At 72.3% G+C, this 18,526-nt stretch carries 19 protein-coding genes; 12 read left to right on the top strand and 7 right to left on the bottom strand.

Annotated elements, in window-relative coordinates; genetic code table 11:
- Positions 1 to 8 precede the first annotated feature (8 nt).
- Entirely contained in the window at positions 9 to 1,709 is a 1,701-nt protein-coding gene (locus tag ACIO9J_RS13985) for an FAD-dependent monooxygenase (protein WP_401997529.1), read from the top strand.
- Entirely contained in the window at positions 1,706 to 2,653 is a 948-nt protein-coding gene (locus ACIO9J_RS13980) for an LLM class flavin-dependent oxidoreductase (RefSeq protein ID WP_401997526.1), read from the top strand. Before ACIO9J_RS13985 ends, ACIO9J_RS13980 begins: the two co-directional genes overlap by 4 nt.
- Here the strand turns inward: ACIO9J_RS13980 and ACIO9J_RS13975 are convergent.
- Positions 2,610 to 3,104 (bottom strand): MarR family winged helix-turn-helix transcriptional regulator, encoded by a 495-nt coding sequence (locus tag ACIO9J_RS13975; protein WP_401997523.1) that lies wholly within the window; start codon positions 3,102 to 3,104, stop codon positions 2,610 to 2,612. The two genes, ACIO9J_RS13980 and ACIO9J_RS13975, sit on opposite strands and share 44 nt — an antisense overlap.
- Before the next feature lie 87 nt (positions 3,105 to 3,191).
- On the opposite strand from ACIO9J_RS13975, the gene ACIO9J_RS13970 reads away from it, so the two are divergent.
- On the top strand, positions 3,192 to 4,748 hold the full coding sequence (locus tag ACIO9J_RS13970; RefSeq protein WP_401997520.1) for a DHA2 family efflux MFS transporter permease subunit: 1,557 nt from the start codon (positions 3,192 to 3,194) through the stop codon (positions 4,746 to 4,748).
- A complete protein-coding gene (locus tag ACIO9J_RS13965; protein WP_401997518.1) occupies positions 4,699 to 6,024 on the top strand; it encodes a cytochrome P450 in 1,326 nt (441 codons plus the stop codon). The genes ACIO9J_RS13970 and ACIO9J_RS13965 overlap by 50 nt, the downstream gene beginning before the upstream one ends.
- A gap of 19 nt (positions 6,025 to 6,043) precedes the next feature.
- Here ACIO9J_RS13965 and ACIO9J_RS13960 read toward each other — a convergent pair whose 3' ends face one another.
- Together ACIO9J_RS13960 and ACIO9J_RS13955 are read right to left on the bottom strand one after the other, a co-directional pair.
- Complete coding sequence (locus ACIO9J_RS13960; RefSeq protein WP_401997515.1) at positions 6,044 to 6,706, bottom strand: response regulator; 663 nt, start codon at positions 6,704 to 6,706, stop codon at positions 6,044 to 6,046.
- Complete coding sequence (locus ACIO9J_RS13955; protein ID WP_401997512.1) at positions 6,703 to 7,977, bottom strand: sensor histidine kinase; 1,275 nt, start codon at positions 7,975 to 7,977, stop codon at positions 6,703 to 6,705. Before ACIO9J_RS13955 ends, ACIO9J_RS13960 begins: the two co-directional genes overlap by 4 nt.
- 133 nt (positions 7,978 to 8,110) lie before the next feature.
- On the opposite strand from ACIO9J_RS13955, the gene ACIO9J_RS13950 reads away from it, so the two are divergent.
- From ACIO9J_RS13950 to ACIO9J_RS13940, 3 genes are all read left to right on the top strand, one after another.
- On the top strand, positions 8,111 to 9,022 hold the full coding sequence (locus ACIO9J_RS13950; RefSeq protein ID WP_401997509.1) for an ABC transporter ATP-binding protein: 912 nt from the start codon (positions 8,111 to 8,113) through the stop codon (positions 9,020 to 9,022).
- The gene (locus ACIO9J_RS13945) at positions 9,019 to 9,876 is read left to right on the top strand and encodes an ABC transporter permease subunit (protein ID WP_401997506.1); all 858 of its coding nucleotides are present in this window, start codon (positions 9,019 to 9,021) and stop codon (positions 9,874 to 9,876) included. The genes ACIO9J_RS13950 and ACIO9J_RS13945 overlap by 4 nt, the downstream gene beginning before the upstream one ends.
- A 126-nt stretch (positions 9,877 to 10,002) precedes the next feature.
- Entirely contained in the window at positions 10,003 to 11,592 is a 1,590-nt protein-coding gene (locus ACIO9J_RS13940) for an FMN-binding glutamate synthase family protein (protein ID WP_401997503.1), read from the top strand.
- Here the strand turns inward: ACIO9J_RS13940 and ACIO9J_RS13935 are convergent.
- Genes ACIO9J_RS13935 through ACIO9J_RS13925 form a run of 3 tightly spaced genes read right to left on the bottom strand, consistent with a single transcriptional unit; the run spans position 11,582 to position 12,821 of the window.
- Positions 11,582 to 12,037, bottom strand: a complete 456-nt coding sequence (locus ACIO9J_RS13935; RefSeq protein WP_401998594.1) for a PRC-barrel domain-containing protein — start codon at positions 12,035 to 12,037, stop codon at positions 11,582 to 11,584. The two genes, ACIO9J_RS13940 and ACIO9J_RS13935, sit on opposite strands and share 11 nt — an antisense overlap.
- Positions 12,037 to 12,678: a PRC-barrel domain-containing protein gene (locus tag ACIO9J_RS13930; protein ID WP_401997500.1), complete on the bottom strand. Its 642-nt coding sequence runs from the start codon at positions 12,676 to 12,678 to the stop codon at positions 12,037 to 12,039. The genes ACIO9J_RS13935 and ACIO9J_RS13930 overlap by 1 nt, the downstream gene beginning before the upstream one ends.
- Positions 12,675 to 12,821 (bottom strand): hypothetical protein, encoded by a 147-nt coding sequence (locus ACIO9J_RS13925; RefSeq protein ID WP_401997497.1) that lies wholly within the window; start codon positions 12,819 to 12,821, stop codon positions 12,675 to 12,677. Before ACIO9J_RS13925 ends, ACIO9J_RS13930 begins: the two co-directional genes overlap by 4 nt.
- A gap of 194 nt (positions 12,822 to 13,015) precedes the next feature.
- Here ACIO9J_RS13925 and ACIO9J_RS13920 point away from each other — a divergent pair, with 194 nt between their 5' ends.
- The 5 genes from ACIO9J_RS13920 to ACIO9J_RS13900 all read left to right on the top strand — a co-directional run bounded on the left by ACIO9J_RS13920 (position 13,016) and on the right by ACIO9J_RS13900 (position 16,783).
- Positions 13,016 to 13,459 carry a DUF6278 family protein gene (locus ACIO9J_RS13920; protein WP_401997494.1) on the top strand — a complete coding sequence of 148 codons (444 nt, stop codon included), beginning with the start codon at positions 13,016 to 13,018 and terminating at the stop codon, positions 13,457 to 13,459.
- Between the two features lie 114 nt (positions 13,460 to 13,573).
- Positions 13,574 to 14,317: an amino acid ABC transporter ATP-binding protein gene (locus tag ACIO9J_RS13915; RefSeq protein WP_401997491.1), complete on the top strand. Its 744-nt coding sequence runs from the start codon at positions 13,574 to 13,576 to the stop codon at positions 14,315 to 14,317.
- A 35-nt stretch (positions 14,318 to 14,352) separates the two neighbouring features.
- Positions 14,353 to 15,261, top strand: a complete 909-nt coding sequence (locus ACIO9J_RS13910) for a glutamate ABC transporter substrate-binding protein (protein ID WP_401998591.1) — start codon at positions 14,353 to 14,355, stop codon at positions 15,259 to 15,261.
- An 11-nt stretch (positions 15,262 to 15,272) separates the two neighbouring features.
- Entirely contained in the window at positions 15,273 to 15,917 is a 645-nt protein-coding gene (locus tag ACIO9J_RS13905; RefSeq protein ID WP_401997489.1) for an amino acid ABC transporter permease, read from the top strand.
- The gene (locus ACIO9J_RS13900) at positions 15,914 to 16,783 is read left to right on the top strand and encodes an amino acid ABC transporter permease (protein WP_401997486.1); all 870 of its coding nucleotides are present in this window, start codon (positions 15,914 to 15,916) and stop codon (positions 16,781 to 16,783) included. Before ACIO9J_RS13905 ends, ACIO9J_RS13900 begins: the two co-directional genes overlap by 4 nt.
- Before the next feature lie 37 nt (positions 16,784 to 16,820).
- Here the strand turns inward: ACIO9J_RS13900 and ACIO9J_RS13895 are convergent, their stop codons facing one another.
- Positions 16,821 to 18,422 (bottom strand): alpha/beta fold hydrolase, encoded by a 1,602-nt coding sequence (locus ACIO9J_RS13895; RefSeq protein WP_401997483.1) that lies wholly within the window; start codon positions 18,420 to 18,422, stop codon positions 16,821 to 16,823.
- Positions 18,423 to 18,526 lie beyond the last annotated feature (104 nt).

Raw genomic sequence — 18,526 nt, 5'->3', positions numbered from 1 at the left:
GAAGCACGATGACCGATCACGTATCCGTGCTCGTCGTGGGCGGGGCGCTGGGAGGACTCTCCTCGGCCCTCTTCCTGGCCCGCGCGGGCGTCCCCGTGCTGCTGGCGGAGCGGCACACCGCGACGTCGGACCAGCCGCGCTTCCGCGGGCCCACGATCCGCTCGATGGAAGTGCTGCGCGGCGTCGGCCTGGAGGACCGCGTCCGCGCGGCGGGCACCAGTGACCGCGAGATCGGCGGCATCGCCTGGGTCGGCGACAGCCTCGCCGACCCCGTGGTCCGCTGGAACGTCGAACCCTGGGAGGAGGATCTGAGCGGCGTCAGCCCCACCGTGGCCTGCGCCTGCGACCAGGACAAGTTCGAACCGCTGCTCCTCGACCGGGCCCGCGAGCTGGGCGCGGGCATCCGCTTCGGCACCGAACTCACCGCGTTCGAGCAGGACGCGGACGGTGTCACCGCCGTCCTGCTCGACCGGGCTGCGGGCACCGAACGCGCCGTGCGCGCCGCCTACTTGATCGCCGCGGACGGCACCCACAGCTCGGTGCGCGAGAGCCTGGGCATCGCCCGGCAGGGCCCGGGACTGCTCGGCCACCGCATCAGCATCTACTTCGACGCGGACCTGCGCCCCGAACTGGACGGGCGGGCCTTCTCCGCCTGCTTCGTCGAGGGCATGGGCGCCAGCCTGCTGCCGCGCGACTCGGGCCTGTGGCAGCTCTCCGTCCCCTACCGGCCCGAACAGGGCGAGCGCCCGGCCGACTTCACGCCCGAACGGTGCCGGAGCCTGGTGCGGTCCGCGCTCGGCAGGGACGACGTGCACGCCGAACTGCGCAGCACATCGCCCTGGGAGATCGCCATGCTCGTCGCCGAACGCTTCCAGGAGGGCCGGGTCTTCCTCGTCGGCGACAGCGCCCACGTGATGCCGCCGACGGGCGGGTTCGGCGGCAACTCCGCGATCCAGGACGCCCACAACCTCGCCTGGAAACTGGCCGCCGTGCTCGCGGGCACCGCGGGCCCGGGGCTGCTCGACACCTACGGCCCCGAGCGGCGCGCGGTCGCCGAACTCACCGTGGCCGCCACGGCCAGCAGGCTGCCCGCCTCCTGGGTCGGAGACTCCGCGCACGGCGCCGCGCACGGCCTGCCCCCGACCGGCGGACCCACCCCCGCGGGCGGCATGCCCCCGGCCGCCGACCACAACACCGTCTCCCTGGGCTACCGCTACCGGTCGGCGGCCGTCCTGCTCGACGAGGACGACGGCGCCCCCGTAGAGGACCCGCGCGCACCCACCGGCCGCCCCGGCACCCGCGCGGCCCACGTCGTCCTCGAACGCCCCGACGCCACCTCGGTCTCCACGCTCGACCTGTGGCGCGACACCTGTGTCCTGCTCGCAGGTGAGCGGGGTCAGGAGTGGCTCACCGCCGCCCGCGAGGCCGCCGGTGAACTCGGCATCGCGCTGCCCGCGCACCGGGTGGGACCGCCCGGCGGTGACGCGGACCTCGCGGACCCGACGGGCCGCTGGCCCACGGCGTACGGCGTGCCGGGCCGGGGCGCGACCCTGATCCGCCCCGACGGCTTCGTCGCCTGGCGCGCCCGCGCGCTGCCCGACCATCCGCGGGCGGTGCTCACGGACGCGCTGCGCAGGCTGCACGACCGGGGGCGCGGCGGCGCGAACGGGGCGGGCGCGCGGCCCGGCCCGGCGGGGAGGCCCACATGAACAGGACGGGCGTACTCTTCCCCGGCTTCTATCCCGGCAGTTCGCTGCCCCCGGACCCGGCCGTCCTCACCACGGCGGCGCGGGCCGCCGAACGCGCGGGGTTCGACGGGTTCTGGGTCCCCGAGCGGGTCACGGGCCTGGTGAGCGACCCGGTCGTCGCCCTCGCCTACGCGGCCGCCGTGACCGGCGGGATCGGGCTCGGGACCGCCGTGCTCACCCTGCCGGGGCGCCCGCCCGCGCTGCTCGCCAAGCAACTGGCGAGCCTGGACAGGGTCAGCGGCGGCAGGCTCACCGTCGCCCTCGGACTCGGCCGCGCCGACCCGGCGGAGCAGCAGGCGTTCGGCGTGCGCAGGACCGACCGCGCCGCCCTGTTCGACGAGGCGCTGCCGCTGCTGCGCGGCCTCTGGCGGGACGACCCGGTGACCCACGAGGGCGCCGCCGCCCGCTACGAGGACCTGGCCGTGCTGCCCAAGCCGGCGCGGCCGGGACCCGCCCTCTGGCTGGGCGGCGCGAGCGATGCCCAACTGCGCAGGGCGGGACGGCTCGCCGACGGCTGGCTCGGCGCGTCGACGACCACGCCGCGCGCCGCCGAGCGGGCCCGCACCGTGATCGCGGCGGCCGCAGCGCGCGCGGGCCGCGCCATCGGCGACGACGGCTACGGCTCCGTGGTGCCCTACCGGCGCCGCGACGAGCCGCTCGGCCCCGTGCAGCGGATGGTGCTCGACCGGCTGCGCGCCGAGCGCGTGGTCGGCTCCGTCGAGGAGTTCGCGCCCACCCTCGACCTGCTGCCCGAGCGGCTGCGGGCGCTCGCCGCGGCCGGACTCTCCACCTTCGTGCTCGTGCCGTTCGCCGAACCGGCCGACTGGGAGGAGGAGTTGAGCGCCCTGGCCGGGGCGGTGCTCACCGCTCGCACGCCGCGACGACCAGCTGCCACGTCCGGATGAAGTCCTTGCGGGCCGCGGGTGAGAGCCGGGCGAGCGCGTCGTGCAGCGGGGCGAGCCTGAGCCGCGCGCACTGCTCGATCAGCGAGCGGTGCGGCTCAAGGACGCTGACGATGGTGCGCCGCCGGTCGGCGTCGTCCTCGGTCCGCGCGACGAGCCCGCCCCGGTGCAGTTCGTTGACGAGCTGGCTGGTGGTCGTCGGGCCGAGCGCGAGCCGCTCGGCCAGCTCGCCCACCGATGCCGGGCCGTCCATCGCCAGCGAGATCAGCGGCTCCATGTGGCGGTTGGCGAGCCCGGCGTCACCGAGCAGGGCGCGCAGGGCCGCGGGCGCGGCCTCCCCGGGATCGCGCACGCGCCGCGTGAAGCGCGTGACGAGCCGGACGAGGTCCCGCACGTCGTCGGCCAACTCGGTTGCTGCTGCGGCCGGTTCGGATCCGGCGGAACGGGGGCCCATGGCTTGAAGTCCAGCACGTGCGGTGCTGTACTGCAAGACGCATCGAACTTCGAGCTAATGGGATTCAGAGGCAATTCGGAGGCCGCGATGGGCGCCCCAGCCGCGCACGACTTACCGGAGCACACACCCAAGGAACGCCTGGGGAAGGAGATCTGGGTCCCCGCGGGCGTGGTCGTCCTCGGCGCGATCATGGCGGTGCTCGACACCACGATCGTCAACGTCGCCCTCAGCACCCTCAGCGAGGACCTCGACACCGGCCTCACCACGCTCCAATGGGTGGTGACCGGCTACTTCCTCGCGATGGCCATGGTGATACCGCTCGTCGGCTGGGCCGTCGAACGCTTCGGCACCAAACCCCTGTGGCTGCTCTCGCTCACCCTCTTCGCCCTGGGCTCCGCGCTCTGCGGCACCGCCTGGAACATCGAGAGCCTGATCGCCTTCCGCGTCCTCCAAGGGCTCGGCGGCGGCATGCTGATGCCGCTGGCGCAGACGATCCTGGCCACCGCGGCGGGACCCCAGCGGATGGGCCGCGTGATGAGCATCATCGGCGTGCCGATGCTCCTCGGCCCGGTCCTCGGTCCCGTGCTCGGCGGCTGGCTCGTCGGCATCGACTGGCGGCTGATCTTCTACATCAACGTCCCGCTGGGCGTCCTCGCGGTGACCGCCGCCGTGAAGTGGCTGCCCCGCACGCCACCCAGGGAAGGCGGCGGAGGGCGCCTGGACACCCGGGGCCTCGCCCTGCTCTCCGCCGGGCTCGTCGCCCTGCTGTACGGCCTCTCGCGCGCGGGCGCCGAGGGCTTCGACGACGGCATCGCGGCCGTAGCCCTCACCGTCGGAGTGCTGCTGGTCGCCGCCTTCACCGTGGCGGCGGGCCGGCGGGGCGCCGACGCGCTCATCGACGTACGGCTGTTCCGCAACCGCACCTTCGGCGCCGCCTCGCTCACCAACCTCCTGTTCAGCGTCGGCCTGTTCGGCTCCATGCTGCTGCTGCCGCTCTTCTACCAGACGGCCAAGGGCGAGAGCGCGCTCACCGCGGGGCTGCTGCTCGCCCCGCAGGGCCTCGGGGCCGCGCTCGCCATGCCGGTCGCCGGGGTGCTCACCGACCGCCTCGGCGCGGGCCGGGTGGTGCCCGCGGGGGTGACCCTGGCCCTCGCGGGGACCTTCCTCTACACCCAGGTCGACCCCGACACCTCGTACACCCTGCTCGCCCTGTCCCTGCTGGTCCGCGGCTTCGGCCTCGGCGCGACCATGACCCCCGCGCTGTCCTCCGCGTACGCCACGCTCACCAAGGACGCCGTGCCCCGGGCGAGCAGCACCCTCACCATCGTCCAGCAGATCGGCGGATCGTTCGGCAGCGCCGTCCTGAGCGTCGTGCTCAGCAGCCGCATCAGCGCCAACCTGCCCTCGGGGGCGGGGAGTTCCGGAGGAGGCGGGGCGGGCGAGCTGCCCGACGCCGTACGGCAGCGGTTCGAGGAGCCGCTCACCACGGCCTTCGCCGAGACCTTCTGGACGGCGTTCGGACTCGTCGCGCTCATCTATCTGCCGGCGTTCTTCCTGCCGAGGAAGCCGCTGCGGAAGGAGACAGGAGCACCCCATGAAGCCACGCAAGGAGCCGCCGACCACGACCGGCCACAACGGGGCTGACCGGACCGATGGAGCTGATCCGACGGACGGAGTCGACCTGCCAGGCCGGGCCGAACCGGAGGCGCCCGTCCCCGACTTCCCCCTGGACCGCGCGCCCGACCGCCCCCTCGACCCGCCGCCCGCCTACGCCAGACTCCGCGCCGAGCGGCCGCTCTCCCGCGTACGCCTGTGGAACGGCGACGACGTCTGGCTCGTCGTCCGCTACGAGGACCAGCGCGCCATCCTGTCCGACACCCGCTTCAGCGCCGACCCCACCCTGCCCGGCTACCCGCAGCAGAGCGCCGCCGTGGCGATGGTCTCCCGGATGCAGCGCGACGCCCGCCCCTTCGCCACCCTGGACGGCGAGGAGCACGCCTTCCACCGCCGCATGCTGGTCCCCGAGTTCACCGCCCGGCGCATGCGGGCGCTGCGGCCCGCGATCGAGGCGTTCGTCGAGCAGCTCCTGGACGCGATGGCGGCCAAGGGCCCCGAAGCCGACCTGGTCGAGGCGTATGCGCTGCCGCTCCCCTCCCTGACGATCTGTCAACTCCTGGGCGTGCCCTACCAGGACCACGCCCTCTTCCAGCGCCTGGCCGAGGTCCTGGTCTCCCGGCTCTCCTCCAAGGAGCAGGCCATGGCCGCGGGGCAGGAGCTGAACAGCTATCTGGACTGGCTGATCGGCTTCAAGGGCGAACGGCCCGGCGACGACATCGTCAGCCGCCTGGTCGCCGAACAGCTGCGGGACGGCCGGATCAGCCGCGCCCGGCTGATCTCCACCGCCCGGCTGCTGCTGCACGCGGGACACGAGACCACCGCCCACCAGATCGCCCTCGGCACCCTCGAACTGCTGCGCAATCCGGACCAGTTGGCCCAGTTGCGCGACACGGCGGACCCGGCGCTCGTCGAGTCGGCGGTGGACGAGCTGCTGCGCCGCCTCAGCATCACGCACGCCGGGCGCCGCAGGGTCGCCCTCGCCGACGTGAGCGTGGCGGGCCGGCTGATCCGCGCCGGGGAAGGCGTCGTCCTGCCGCCCGAGTCCGCCAACCACGACGCGGCCGTCTTCGACGGACCCGACCGGCTCGACCTGCGCCGCCCCGCCCGCCCGCCGCACCTCGCGTTCGGCCACGGACCGCACCAGTGCATCGGCCGCACCCTGGCCAGGCTGGAACTCCAGGTCGCCCACCCGGCGTTGCTGCGCCGCTTCCCCCGGCTCCGGCTCGCCACCGCCTTCGAGGAGCTGCCCTTCCGGCACGACATGCTCATCTACGGCGTACACGCCCTGCCCGTCACCTGGTGAGAGCGGGACGGGCGGGAACTCAGTGGTCCGCCGACACCAGACCCGAGCGGTACGCGATGATCACGAGCTGCACCCGGTCACGGGCGCCGAGCTTGGCGAGCAGCCGCGTCAGATACGTCTTGGCCGTGGCCACGCTGATGCAGAGCCGCTCGGCGATCTCGGTGTTGGACAGCCCGCCGCCGACCAGCGTGAGCACCTCGCGCTCCCGCTCGGTGATCCCCTCGACCAACACGTCACGGCTCGGCGGGGCCGTGCCGGGCCGGTCGGCGAACTCCTTGATGAGGCGCCGGGTGACGCTCGGCGCGATCAGGGCGTCCCCGGCCGCGACCACCCGGATCGCGGCGAGGATGTCGTCGAGCGCCATGTCCTTGACCAGGAACCCGGAGGCCCCGGCGCGCAGCGCGGCATAGACGTACTCGTCGTCGTCGAACGTGGTGAGCACGATGACCCGGGTCGGCTCGGCGCCCGCCGTGATCAGCCCGGTCGCCTCGATGCCGTCCATGCCGGGCATGCGGATGTCCATCACCACGACGTCCGGGCGGAGTTCGGCCGTCAGGCGCACGGCGTCCGCGCCGTTGTCGGCCTCGCCCACCACCTCGATGTCGGGGACATCGGTGATGACCATGCTGAGTGCCGTACGGATCAGGGGCTGGTCGTCGACGAGCAGTACGCGGACGGTCATCCCGCCACCGCCGCTGCCACGGCCGCGGGTACCGGCAGGACGGCCGTCACCAGGAAGCCGCCGCCGGGGCGGGGTCCCGCGCTGAACTCCCCGTGCAGCAGGGCGGCGCGTTCGCGCATCCCGGCGAGGCCGAAGCCGCCGCCGGAGACGGGGGCCGCGACCGTGCCGCGGCCGCTGTCGGCTATCTCGATGACGAGCTCCTCGGTGCGGTGGTCGACGCTCACCCGGCACGCGTCGGCGCCGGAGTGACGGACCACGTTGGTGATCGACTCCTGGATGATACGGAACGCCGAAAGGTCGACGTCGGGCGGCAACGGCCGCTGCTCGCCGCTCCGTACGACCTCCACGCGCACCCCTGCCGCGCTGGTCACCGCGGCCAGCCGGTCGAGATCGGCGAGGCCCGCCGCGGGCCCGCGCGGCGCCTCATCGCGCCCGCCGCCCCCGGCCCCACCCGGTGCCGCGCCGCCCGCCGCCGCGTCCGTATCGGCCTGCCGCAGCGCGCCGAGCATCCGCCGCAGCCCCGAGAGCGTCTCGCGGCCCGCGGTCTCCACGGCCACCATCGCCTCGCGCGCCCTGGCCGGCTGGGTCTCGACGACCCGCGCGGCGGCGCCCGCCTGGAGGGCGATGATGCCGATGCTGTGCGCGACCGTGTCGTGCATCTCGCGGGCGATGCGCAGCCGTTCGGCGGTCACGGCCTGCGTCGCGGCCTGCTCGCTCATCCGCCGCGCGTAGACGCGGGACTGCCGCACCGACTTGCCGACAAGCCAGCCGACGGCGGCCAGCAACGAGAAGGTCTGCCAGCCCGTCCAGCTGGTGTCGACGGTGTGCGCGAGCTGGACGGGGAGCCCCGACCACTGCCGGGTGAGCGCGTAGCCGGGCAGCACGCAGAGCGCGACGACGAGGGCGGTCCAGCGGGCGGGGCGCGCGCCGACCGCCACGATGAAGGCCATGGCGACGTCGATCGTCAGGTAGTGCAGGAACGTGATGCCCGTCTCGCCGTTCGCCAGCGTCGTCGCGAACGTCGCGGCGACGAAGAGCGCGAGCGACGTCAGCGGCCGCCGCCCCAACAGCCGCGCGGCGGCGACCACGACGCAGAGGCTCGCGGCGACGAGCACCCAGTCGCCCACGCCGAGCAGCGGGTCGCCCGTCGGCATCCCCGGAATGCCGAACTGGGAGCGCAGGGCGTTGGCCGACCCCAGGCACCAGGCCACGGCGGCCCACGCGCCCACGGACACGCGCTTGAGCGGGGAGAACAGCGAAAGGGCAGGCATGCGCCGAGCGTAACCGCGGGCCCGTCGCGCGGGCATCGGACCTGGGCCGTACAACCAGGGTCGACACCCGGGCCGCGGAATGCCAGTCCTGGTCCGACGACGCGGGGGGTGCTCTCACGACACCGTGGTGTGCGTGATCGAAGTCAACGAACTGACGAAGCGGTACGGGTCCGAAACGGCCGTCGACGGCCTGAGTTTCACGGTGCGCCCGGGGCAGGTGACCGGCTTCCTGGGACCGAACGGCGCGGGCAAGACGACCACGCTGCGCATGCTCCTGGGACTCGTCGAGCCCACGGCGGGCACGGCGACCATCGACGGGAGCCCCTTCCGGGCGCGGCCGCGCGGACTGCGGCACGTCGGGGCGCTCCTCGACGCAGGTGACGTGCACGGCGGGCACAGCGCACGGGCCCATCTGGCCGCGCTCGCCCGCACCAACGGGATTCCGGCCGCCAGGGTCGGCGAGGTGCTCGCCGAGGTGGGGCTCGCGGACGTGGCGGGGCGCCGGATCGGCGGCTTCTCGCTCGGCATGCGCCAGCGCCTCGGCATCGCCACCGCGCTGCTCGGCGAACCGCCGGTGCTCCTCTTCGACGAACCGCTCAACGGCCTCGACCCGGAGGGCGTGCAGTGGGTCCGCGGACTCTTCCGGCGCCTCGCCGCCGAGGGCCGCACGGTGTTCGTCTCCAGCCATCTGATGTCCGAGATGGAGCACACCGCCGACGAACTGGTCGTCATCGGCCGCGGCCGGCTCATCGCCGCGGAGAGCCTGTCCGCGTTCGCCGCCCGCTCCTCGCGCGCCACGGTGACCGTGCGGACCCCCGACGAGGCCGGGCTGACCCCGCTGCTCACCGCCGAGGGCGCGAGCGTCGCCCCCGACGGCGCGGGACGCCTCGACGTGACCGGCATGGCGGCCCCGCGCATCGCCGAACTCGCCCTGCGCCACCGGGTCCTGCTGCACGAGCTGACCCCGCACACCGCCTCCCTCGAAGCGGCGTTCATGGAACTGACCGCCGACAGCGTCGAATACCTCGCAGGAGAACCCCGATGACCACCACCACGACGCCGCCGCTCCCGCTGACCGCGGCCACCGAACCGCGCCCCCGCTTCGTGGACCTCGTCGCCGCCGAGTGGATCAAACTCCGCTCGCTGCGCTCGACCCCCTGGGCGCTCCTGATCACCACGCTCGCCGTCGTCGCCTTCAACGTCGGCGAGGCGTACGACACCTACCGCTACTGGTCGGCCGAGGAGGCGGACGAGGCGGGCCACCGGGCCAGGTTCATCCGCGACGGCATCCCGCTCCAGGAGGCGTTCACGACCAACGCCACCATGGTCCTGCTGCTCGCCGCGGGCGCCTTCGGGGCGCTCGCGATCGTGGGGGAGCACCGAAGCGGCCTGATCCGTACGACGTTCACGGCGGTGCCCGCCCGCCGTTCGCTGATGGCGGCCAAGGCGCTGGTCGTCGCGGCGGTCACCGCCGCACTCGGTGCGCTCGTCGCGGGCACCTCCTTCTGGCTCACCCAGGCGATCCTGTCCGGCAAGGGCGCGGGGGTCTCCCTCGGCCACCCGGGAGCCTGGCGCGTCGTCGTCGCGTCCGCGCTGCTCGCACCCGTGGCCGCGCTGGCGGGGCTGGCGCTCGGCGCGCTCCTGCGCCACCCGGGCAGCGCGGTCGTCGCCGCCTTCGTCCTCCTGGTCCTGCTGCCCGGCGTGCTCAGCGACGACCGCCACTGGTCCGCGGTGGCCGGGCACACCACGCCGTACCAGGCGTGGCTGCGCCTGGTCGAGACCGGCGCACCGGCCACCCCCTTCCCGTGGACGACCGGCGGGGCCTGGCTCGTCCTCGCGCTCTGGCCGCCGCTCGCGGCCGCCGTCGCCGTCCTCGCCGCGGACCGCCGCGACGTGTGAGCGCCCGGGTGACTCATGCGGGCGTGCCGCGGAGCCGAAGAAGGGGAGTAGTCCCCACGGGCCGGTGAGCGCGGCCCGGCGGGGCGTCGGGAGCCGCCGTCCGGCGGCGGGGAGTGAGGAGAGCGCGTGGTGCGCAGGGGCCTGGTGGCCGTGCTGGTGATCGTGGCGCTGGCGGCGGCGGTCCTCGCCGTGACGGCCGCCCCGTGGTGGTGGGCCGCGGCGGGCCCGCTGCTCGCGGCGGGCGCCGTGGGGACGTACGACGTGACGCAGCGCCGCCACTCAGTCCTCCGGAACTACCCCGTCGTCGGGCATCTGCGCTACCTCATGGAGGCCGTGCGCCCCGAGCTCCAGCAGTACTTCATCGAGCGGGACTACGACGGCCGCCCCTACGACAAGGACACCCGGTCCACGGTCTACGAGCGGGCCAAGGGCGTCGCCGACCAGGACCCCTTCGGCACCGAACTCTCCGTCTACGGGCCGGGGTACGAGTTCTTCACCCACTCGATGGCGCCGAGCCCGCTGCCCGACCACCCGCCGACGGTGCGCGTCGGCGGCGCCGACTGCACGCGGCCGTACGAGATGGCCCTCCTGAACGTCTCCGCGATGAGCTTCGGCTCGCTCTCCGCGCAGGCGATCCTCGCTCTCAACCGGGGCGCGGCCGAGGGCGGCTTCGCCCACGACACGGGGGAGGGCGGCATCTCCGAGTACCACCTGCGCCACGGCGGCGACCTGGTCTGGGAGATCGGCACCGGCTACTTCGGCTGCCGCACCCCCGACGGCGGCTTCGACCCGGACGAGTTCGCCCGCAAGGCCGCCGGCGACACCGTGCGCTGCGTCTCCCTCAAGCTGTCCCAGGGCGCGAAGCCGGGGATGGGCGGCGTGCTGCCGGGGGCCAAGGTCAACGCGGAGATCGCCCGGGTGCGCGAGGTGCCGCAGGGTCGCACGGTGATCTCGCCGAGCTACCACAGCGTGTTCTCCACGCCCCGCGAACTGGTCCGCTTCATCGCACGGATGCGCGACCTCGCGGGCGGCAAGCCGACCGGCTTCAAGCTCTGCGTCGGCAGCCGCGGGGATGTGCTGGCCCTGTGCAAGGCGATGATCGAGGAGGACGTCACGCCGGACTTCATCGTCGTCGACGGCGCCGAGGGCGGTACGGGCGCGGCGCCCATGGAGTTCGTCGACCACGTCGGCACGCCGCTCACCGAGGGCCTCACCACCCTGCACAACGCGCTGGTCGGCAGCGGTCTGCGCGAGCGCGTCCGGATCGGCGCGAGCGGCAAGGTGGCCACCGGCGCCGACATCGTCAAGCGGATGATCCAGGGGGCGGACTACACCAACGCGGCCCGCGCGATGATGTTCGCGGTCGGCTGCATCCAGTCGCAGCGCTGCCACACCAACCGCTGCCCAGTGGGCGTGGCCACCCAGGACGCGCGGCGCGGGCAGGCGCTCGACGTCGAGGACAAGTACCGGCGGGTGGCCAGGTTCCAGCGGGCGACCGTGCACAGCGCGATGGAGATCATGGCCTCGCTCGGCGTGCGCGACCCGGCGCGGCTGCGCCCGGCCATGCTACGGCGGCGCGTCTCGCACGACGCGGTCCGCTCGTACGCGGACCTGTTCACCTGGCTCGAACCGGGTCAGCTCCTGACCGCGAAGTCCCTGCCCGCGGAGTGGCACCGCGACTGGGACGGCGCGGATCCGGACACCTTCACCCCGTGATCCCGTGCGCCCCGCCGCCCGGCACCACCCGGATCACCACCGCGTACGAGCCGAGCCCGAGCAGCCCGCTGCCCGGCACCTGCTCGCCGCGCGAGGTGTGCAGCGTGCCGACGGCGCCCGACTCCGGGTCGAAGGCGATGTCGCGGACCGTCCCCACCAGGTCGCCGAGTTCGGTCAACAGGCGCTTGCCGAGCGGGTTGTGGACCTCGGGGGCGGCCGCGGAGGTGAAGCGGGCCGCGGCGAGCGCCTCGACGACGACCGCGTCGGGCCCGACCGCGTGCACGTCCGACCAGGGGATGACGTCGCCGCCCGAGGAGACGCCGGTGAGCCGCAGCGCGCTGATGCTCGCGTGCTCCGGGTCCACGACGAGCCCGGCCACGGTGCCGACGCGCGAGGCGTCGGAGGCGCTCAGGACCGGGCATCCGAGCGTCCGGCTGAACAGCATCACGAGGTCCCCTCCGCTCCGGCGGGGTCGTGCCCGCCCTTCTCCATGAGCCGTTTGCGGCCCACCGCGGCGGGCAGCTCGGCGATGTCGTCGACCACGTATTCGATGTCGGCCGCGGGGACCAGCAAGGTGTCGCCGGTCATCGCGGGCCGGGCGCCGAGCGGCAGGAACACCTTCCGCTGGTGCCTGCCGAGCGCCTCGGCCGAGTCCACCTCGATGGCCACCGCCCGGCCCTCCCGGCCCGTCTCGACCACCACGTCCAGCACGGTGCCCACCCGCAGCCCGCGGTCCGTGAGCACCCCGGCCCCGCGCACCAGACCGGCCGCGGCCTCGTCCCAGGAGGCGACCGCGGCCTTGTCCTCCAGGGCGTCGGCCGAGGTGATCATCACCGCGTCGGCCCCCAGCGAGTGCACCGCGGCCCACGGCAGGCTCTTGCGCAGCGGACCCGCGAGGAGTCCCCGCCCGGCCAGCGTGAATCCGGCGATCCTGCCGTTGGCCGCGTCGAGCACCACGTCCTTGACCTGGGCGACCGCCTCGCCGCCGAGCGTGACCACCGGGCGTTTGGTGATCCGCGCGGCACGTTCCAAGGGGTTCACCGCGCCCGGATCCATCGCACCGGGATTCACCGCGTCCGGATTCATCGCACCCTCCCGCCCCGCGGCCGCCGTCCGCGCCGCACCACGATCACGCCGCCGCTGCGCCGCCGCGCCTGCACCCCGAGCACTCCGCCCACCAGCACGCCCGCCGCGACGACCACCACGACGAGCCAGATCCACCACACCATCGCCGGCCTCCCGATCCCGATCCGGTCCCGGATCACCTCACCGAGGCCCCCACGAGTACCCATCTCCGGCCGTTCGAGACCTCAGGGTGATTCACCTGATTCCGTGATCAACTGATGCAAGATAGATTCTTGGAAATACGGACATTCGCGCCCAGCTGCGCATCCGGCTGTGCCACCCGATGGAGAGGCCGATCATGAACATTCCGTTCCTCGACAAGTGGCGCAAGCGGCACTCCGCGACCGAGCGTGCGGAGGGGCTCGCGGCCGCGTTCGACGAAGATCCCGAGGGTGTCGCCGAACTGCTCTCCGAGTGCGAGCTGCTGCGCTCCCAGGCCGGCGCCGCCGGGCTCGAACTCGACGACTCCCCGGCCTCGTTGGCCGCCCTCGACCAGCTCCTGCCGCTCTGGCGCGACGACCCCGAACTGCTGCCCTGGCTCGGCAACGACGCGGGCCTGTACCTGGGATCGGTCGTCGTGCGCACGGTGCCCGGCGCCTCCTGGTACGTGTGGCCCGGCGGCAGCCCCGTCGTCCGGCTCGCCTCCGGCCGGGAGATCCCCGTGGTGGAGGCGGGGCTCGACTGGGCGGTGCAGGGAGCCCCCGAACTCTCCCAGGTCTACGCGGAGTCCTCCGAAACGTAACCGTAATTGCCTCAAATACGGTTAATGCCCATACGTGCGTGTCGTCCTGTAAGTCCCGTTTAAGCGTGGATAGTTTGCGCGGACGTACACAGCTGAGAGTGGGCAGGTCTTGCCATGGCCGTCGATCCGTTGATCGAGCTGCGTGATGTGAACAAGTACTACGGAGAGCTCCATGTCCTCCAGGACATCGACCTCACCGTCGGCAAGGGGGAGGTGGTGGTGGTCATCGGCCCTTCGGGGTCGGGCAAGTCGACGCTCTGCCGGACGATCAACAGGCTCGAGACCATCCAGTCCGGCGAGATCAGACTCGACGGGCGGCCGCTGCCCGACGAGGGCAAGGCGCTCGCCAGGCTCCGCGCCGAAGTGGGCATGGTCTTCCAGTCCTTCAACCTCTTCGCGCACAAGACCGTGCTGCAGAACGTCTCCCTCGCGCAGACGAAGGTCCGCGGCCGCAAGAAGGAGGAGGCGGAGCAGCGCTCCCGCGAACTCCTTGAGCGCGTCGGCCTCGCCGCGCACGCCGACAAGTACCCGGCGCAGCTCTCCGGCGGCCAGCAGCAGCGCGTGGCCATCGCCCGCGCCCTGGCCATGGACCCCAAGGCGCTGCTCTTCGACGAGCCGACGTCGGCCCTCGACCCGGAGATGATCAACGAGGTCCTGGAGGTCATGCAGCAGCTCGCCCGCGACGGCATGACGATGGTCGTGGTCACCCACGAGATGGGCTTCGCCCGCTCCGCCGCCAACCGGGTCGTCTTCATGGCCGACGGCAGGATCGTCGAGGACCGGTCCCCCGAGGACTTCTTCACGAACCCCGAGAGCGAACGCGCCAGGGACTTCCTCTCCAAGATCCTCAAGCACTGACGGGGGGTGACGTGCTCTTGAAGCGACACAGCAGCATCACGCGTACCACCCGGCTGGCCGCGGCGCTCGTCCTGGCCGCCCTCGTCTCCACCGCCTGCGGCAAGGAGGGCAGCCCGCCGACCAAGGGGCCCGCCGCGGAGGAACTGCCCGAGTACCAGGTGGCGACCGGCTTCCAGCTGCCCGATTCGGGGACCTGGCGGAAGGCGAAGGGCCGCGGCCGTTTCGTGGTCGGTGCCAAGGAGGACCAGCCCTACCTCGGCGAGAAGGACCCGGCGACGGGCACGTACTCCGGTTTCGACATCGAGATCGCCAAGATGATCTCGGCGTCGCTCGGCCTCGACCCGCGGCGGATCGAGTACAAGACCATCGCGTCGGCGAACCGCGAGACCGCCCTGCAGAACGGGCAGATCGATTACTACGTAGGCACCTACACCATCAACGACAACCGCAAGAAGCTCGTCGGCTTCGGCGGCCCGTACTACATGGCGGGACAGGGCCTGCTCGTGCGGCACGACGAGGAGGACATCAAGGGCCCCGGCGACCTGGCCGGCAAACGCGTCTGCTCGGCGGCGGGATCCACCCCCTACCAGCGCATCCAGCAGGACTACCCGAAGGCCACCCTCGTCGCGTACGACACCTACTCGGTCTGCGTCGACAACCTGCTGACCTACCAGGTCGACGCCGTCACCACCGACGACGCGATCCTGATCGGCTACGCGGCCAAGGTGCCCGACGAACTCAAAGTGGTCGGCAAGCCGTTCTCGAAGGAGCCGTACGGCATCGGCGTCCCCAAGGGCGACAGCGCCCTGCGGTTCGCCGTCGACGACGCGCTCGCGGCCCGCGAGAAGGACGGCGACTGGAAGAAGGCGTACGACGCCACGCTCGGCCTCTCCGGAGTCCCTGCGCCGCAGCCGCCCGCCATCGACCGCTACCCGGCGAGCTGAGGAGGCGTCACGTGGACGTACTGACAGACAACTTCTCGACCTTCGGCAAGGGCTTCGTCGGCACCGTCGAACTCACCTTCTTCGCCTCGATCCTGGCGCTGGTGCTCGGCTTCCTCATGGCGTCGTTCCGGGTCGCGCCCGTCGGATCCTTCCGGGTGTTCGGCACGGTGTGGGTGACGGTCCTGCGCAACACCCCGCTCACGCTGCTCTTCTTCGCGGTGCTGCTGGGTCTGCCGCGCTTCGGACTCGTGCTGCCCTTCAAGGTGTTCGCGGTGCTCGCGCTCGGCTGCTACACCTCCGCCTTCATCTGCGAGGCGATCCGCTCGGGCATCAACACCGTGCCCAGGGGGCAGGGCGAGGCGGCCCGCAGCCTGGGCATGTCCTTCGGTCAGACGCTCTCGATGGTCGTGCTGCCGCAGGCGTTCCGCTCCGTCATCGCGCCGGTCGGCTCCAACCTCATCGCGCTCGCCAAGAACTCGGCGATCGCGGGCGCGTTCAGCGTCACCGAGCTGCTCGGCACGTACAAGACGCTCAGCGAGCTCGGCTACAACATCATCTGGACCTTCGTCTGGATCGCCCTCGGCTACCTCATCATCACCCTCGCCATCAGCGCGATCTTCAATGTCCTCGAGAAGCGCTGGGGAGTCGCCCGATGAAAGCCCTCTCCCACGATGCCACCGCCCTCTACGACGTCCCGGGGCCCAAGACCGTACGGCGGCACAAGCTGTACGGGGTGCTGTCCACCCTGGTGGTCCTCGGGCTCGTCGCCTGGATCCTGTATCTGCTCTTCGACACCGACCAGTTCACGGCGACGAAGTGGACGCCCTTCGAGTACAAGGGCATCCAGGAACTGCTCCTGCGCGGCCTCGGCAACACGCTCAAGGCCTTCGCCATCTCGGCGGTCCTCGCGCTCGCCCTCGGCGGACTGCTCGCCATGGGACGGCTCTCCGACCACCGGCCCGTGCGCTGGGTGGCCACGCTGCTCGTGGAGTTCTTCCGGGCGATGCCGGTCCTGGTGATGATCTTCTTCGTCTTCGTGGCGCTGAAGGTCCAGCCGCTGCCCGCACTCGTCGCCGGACTCACGCTCTACAACGGTTCGGTGCTCGCCGAGGTCTTCCGATCCGGCGTCAATTCTGTGGAGAGGGGGCAGCGGGAGGCGGCCTTCGCGCTCGGCATGCGCAAGACCCAGGTGATGTCGTACGTCCTGGTGCCGCAGGCCGTACGCGCGATGTTGCCCGCCATCATCAGCCAGTTGGTGGTGGCCCTGAAGGACACCTCGCTCGGCTATCTGATCACCTATGAGGAGTTCCTCCATGCCGGGAAGCTCATCGCGTCGAATCTCGACTACGATTTGCCGTTCATCCCCGTGGTCATGGTGATCTCGCCGATCTACATCGGGATGTGCATGTTGCTGTCGTGGTTCGCCCAGTGGGTGTCCAGGCGACAGCGGCGCAATCCCAAGACCGAGGCCGCGGAAGTCGCCCCGGCCGAACCAGGGACGCTGCTGCCGGGTACGCAGTAGCTCGCAGGGCCCATGCCCACCCGGCAGCAGCCGGTGATCACTGCTCGCGCAGCGGGACGGACACGTACGACGGGTCCGCCTCGGGCGAGGAGAAGGTCAGCTGCGCGCCGGACGGGTTGTGCTCGATGTAGAGCGGGTCGACCGTGTCGACGACCAGGGCGAGCCGGTGCCCAGCCGGGACGTCGTAGGCCGTGGAGAACAACTCCAGGTCCACGCCGAACGGCTTGCCGGGCGTCTTGCCGTGGAAGGTGTACGGCGCGTTGCTGACCAGCTTGCCGAGGCCGAGCGGGCCCACGTCGTAGAGGTACGCGACGAGGGTGCCGCTCTCCTTGGTGCTGGAGAGCGTGGTGTGCAGCTTCGCCGTCCCGCGCACGCGCTGGGGGCCGTCGTACCGCTCGGACTGCCAGACGCCCGCGTAACGCCGCGGCAGCAGCGGCATCGAGGCCACCGGCGGGAGCTTGAAGAACTGGTCGAGGGCGTTCGAGAGGATGGCGATGCCGCCGTTGGCGCCCGAGTCGACGTTCGTCCGGATCGTGGTGGAGCCCGCCATGGCGATCTTCTCGCGGGTCGGGCCGACCGACTTCCAGTCGGGGTAGCCCTCGTAGCCGCCCGTGGAACGGGACTTGAGCTGGACCGGCTGCTCCTTGTCGACGCCGTTGTCCTGGCCCTTGAGGTAGTGGTCGAACCAGCGCTCGGTGTTGGTCCAGGTGTCGTTGGGCAGGCCGAGCAGTCCGGTCGCCTCCGCCGTCGCGTGGTCGCCGGGGCGGAACTCCAGGCGCTTGGGTCCGGTCAGGCGCTCGTAGAACTTCGCGTACTGGTTGGGCGGGAAGAGCGTGTCGCCCCAGGCGTTGCCCAGCATGACGGCCGCGCCGTTCGCGTTGATCTGGTCGAGGTAGGTCGCGGGGGAGCGCTTCTTGCCCCACGCGATCATCTCGTCCTCCTTGTCCAGGTTGGACCCGAGGAAGTCCTTGAGGGTCTGCCGGAGTTCGGGGCTCGGCCGTCCGGTCAGCGCGCCCGCGCCGCCGAGCAGGGCGGCGGCCTGGAAGTGCTGGGTGCGGCCGCTGTAGATCGAGTCGATCAGGTCGCCCCAGCCGCTCATCGCGGCGACGGCCTTGATCCGCTTGTCGTGCCCCGCGGCCAGCAGGCTGATGCCCGCGCCGTACGAGACGCCCGCCATGCCGACCTTCGACGGGTCGGCGGGGGTGTTCTTGAGGGTCCAGTCGATGACCTTGGAGGCGTCGGCGATGTCCTCGGGGCCGGCGGTCTCGATCTCGCCGCCGGACTGCCAGAAGCCGCGAGAGTTGTAACTCACCACGACGTAGCCGGAGTTCGCGAGCTTCTGGGCCTGGGCGACGTACTCGATCTGGGGCATGGCCCAGCTGGTGGGCAGCACGATCGAGGGGTACTTCGCGCCGGGCTTCGCGTCCTTGGGGGTGAAGACGTTGGCCTTGAGGACCGTGCCGCCGTCGCCCGGGATGTCGACGAAGCGTACGTCGGCGGCGCTCGCGGCCCGCGGCGCCGCGGCCGGGGCCGCCTGTGCCGCCGGGGCCAGGCCGAAGGCGGCCCCGGCGACGAGGGTCGCCGAGACGGCGCCCACGGTGGTCGTGCGCAGGGCGCGGTGCGGGTGCGACTGGCTCACGGGTCACTTCCTCACTCGTTGAAAGTGCAAAGTGACCCGACGGTAACCGCGATCCTTTACCGGGGGTAACCCGTCGGTAAGTTACGCCCCGGTAACGATCGTTG

It is taken from the genome of Streptomyces sp. NPDC087300 (assembly GCF_044744425.1).
Taxonomy (GTDB): Bacteria; Actinomycetota; Actinomycetes; order Streptomycetales; family Streptomycetaceae; genus Streptomyces.
This window is presented reverse-complemented; position numbering and strand designations above follow the sequence as displayed.

Coding starts and splice junctions, on each gene's coding strand:
- ACIO9J_RS13980 (WP_401997526.1), top strand. CDS start 1,706: ATGAACAGGACGGGCGTACTCTTCCCCGGCTTCTATCCCGGCAGTTCG.
- ACIO9J_RS13920 (WP_401997494.1), top strand. CDS start 13,016: ATGAACATTCCGTTCCTCGACAAGTGGCGCAAGCGGCACTCCGCGACC.
- ACIO9J_RS13965 (WP_401997518.1), top strand. CDS start 4,699: ATGAAGCCACGCAAGGAGCCGCCGACCACGACCGGCCACAACGGGGCT.
- ACIO9J_RS13970 (WP_401997520.1), top strand. CDS start 3,192: ATGGGCGCCCCAGCCGCGCACGACTTACCGGAGCACACACCCAAGGAA.
- ACIO9J_RS13955 (WP_401997512.1), bottom strand. CDS start 7,977: ATGCCTGCCCTTTCGCTGTTCTCCCCGCTCAAGCGCGTGTCCGTGGGC.
- ACIO9J_RS13930 (WP_401997500.1), bottom strand. CDS start 12,678: ATGAATCCGGACGCGGTGAATCCCGGTGCGATGGATCCGGGCGCGGTG.
- ACIO9J_RS13900 (WP_401997486.1), top strand. CDS start 15,914: ATGAAAGCCCTCTCCCACGATGCCACCGCCCTCTACGACGTCCCGGGG.
- ACIO9J_RS13985 (WP_401997529.1), top strand. CDS start 9: ATGACCGATCACGTATCCGTGCTCGTCGTGGGCGGGGCGCTGGGAGGA.
- ACIO9J_RS13960 (WP_401997515.1), bottom strand. CDS start 6,706: ATGACCGTCCGCGTACTGCTCGTCGACGACCAGCCCCTGATCCGTACG.
- ACIO9J_RS13975 (WP_401997523.1), bottom strand. CDS start 3,104: ATGGGCCCCCGTTCCGCCGGATCCGAACCGGCCGCAGCAGCAACCGAG.
- ACIO9J_RS13935 (WP_401998594.1), bottom strand. CDS start 12,037: ATGCTGTTCAGCCGGACGCTCGGATGCCCGGTCCTGAGCGCCTCCGAC.
- ACIO9J_RS13945 (WP_401997506.1), top strand. CDS start 9,019: ATGACCACCACCACGACGCCGCCGCTCCCGCTGACCGCGGCCACCGAA.
- ACIO9J_RS13925 (WP_401997497.1), bottom strand. CDS start 12,821: ATGGTGTGGTGGATCTGGCTCGTCGTGGTGGTCGTCGCGGCGGGCGTG.
- ACIO9J_RS13915 (WP_401997491.1), top strand. CDS start 13,574: ATGGCCGTCGATCCGTTGATCGAGCTGCGTGATGTGAACAAGTACTAC.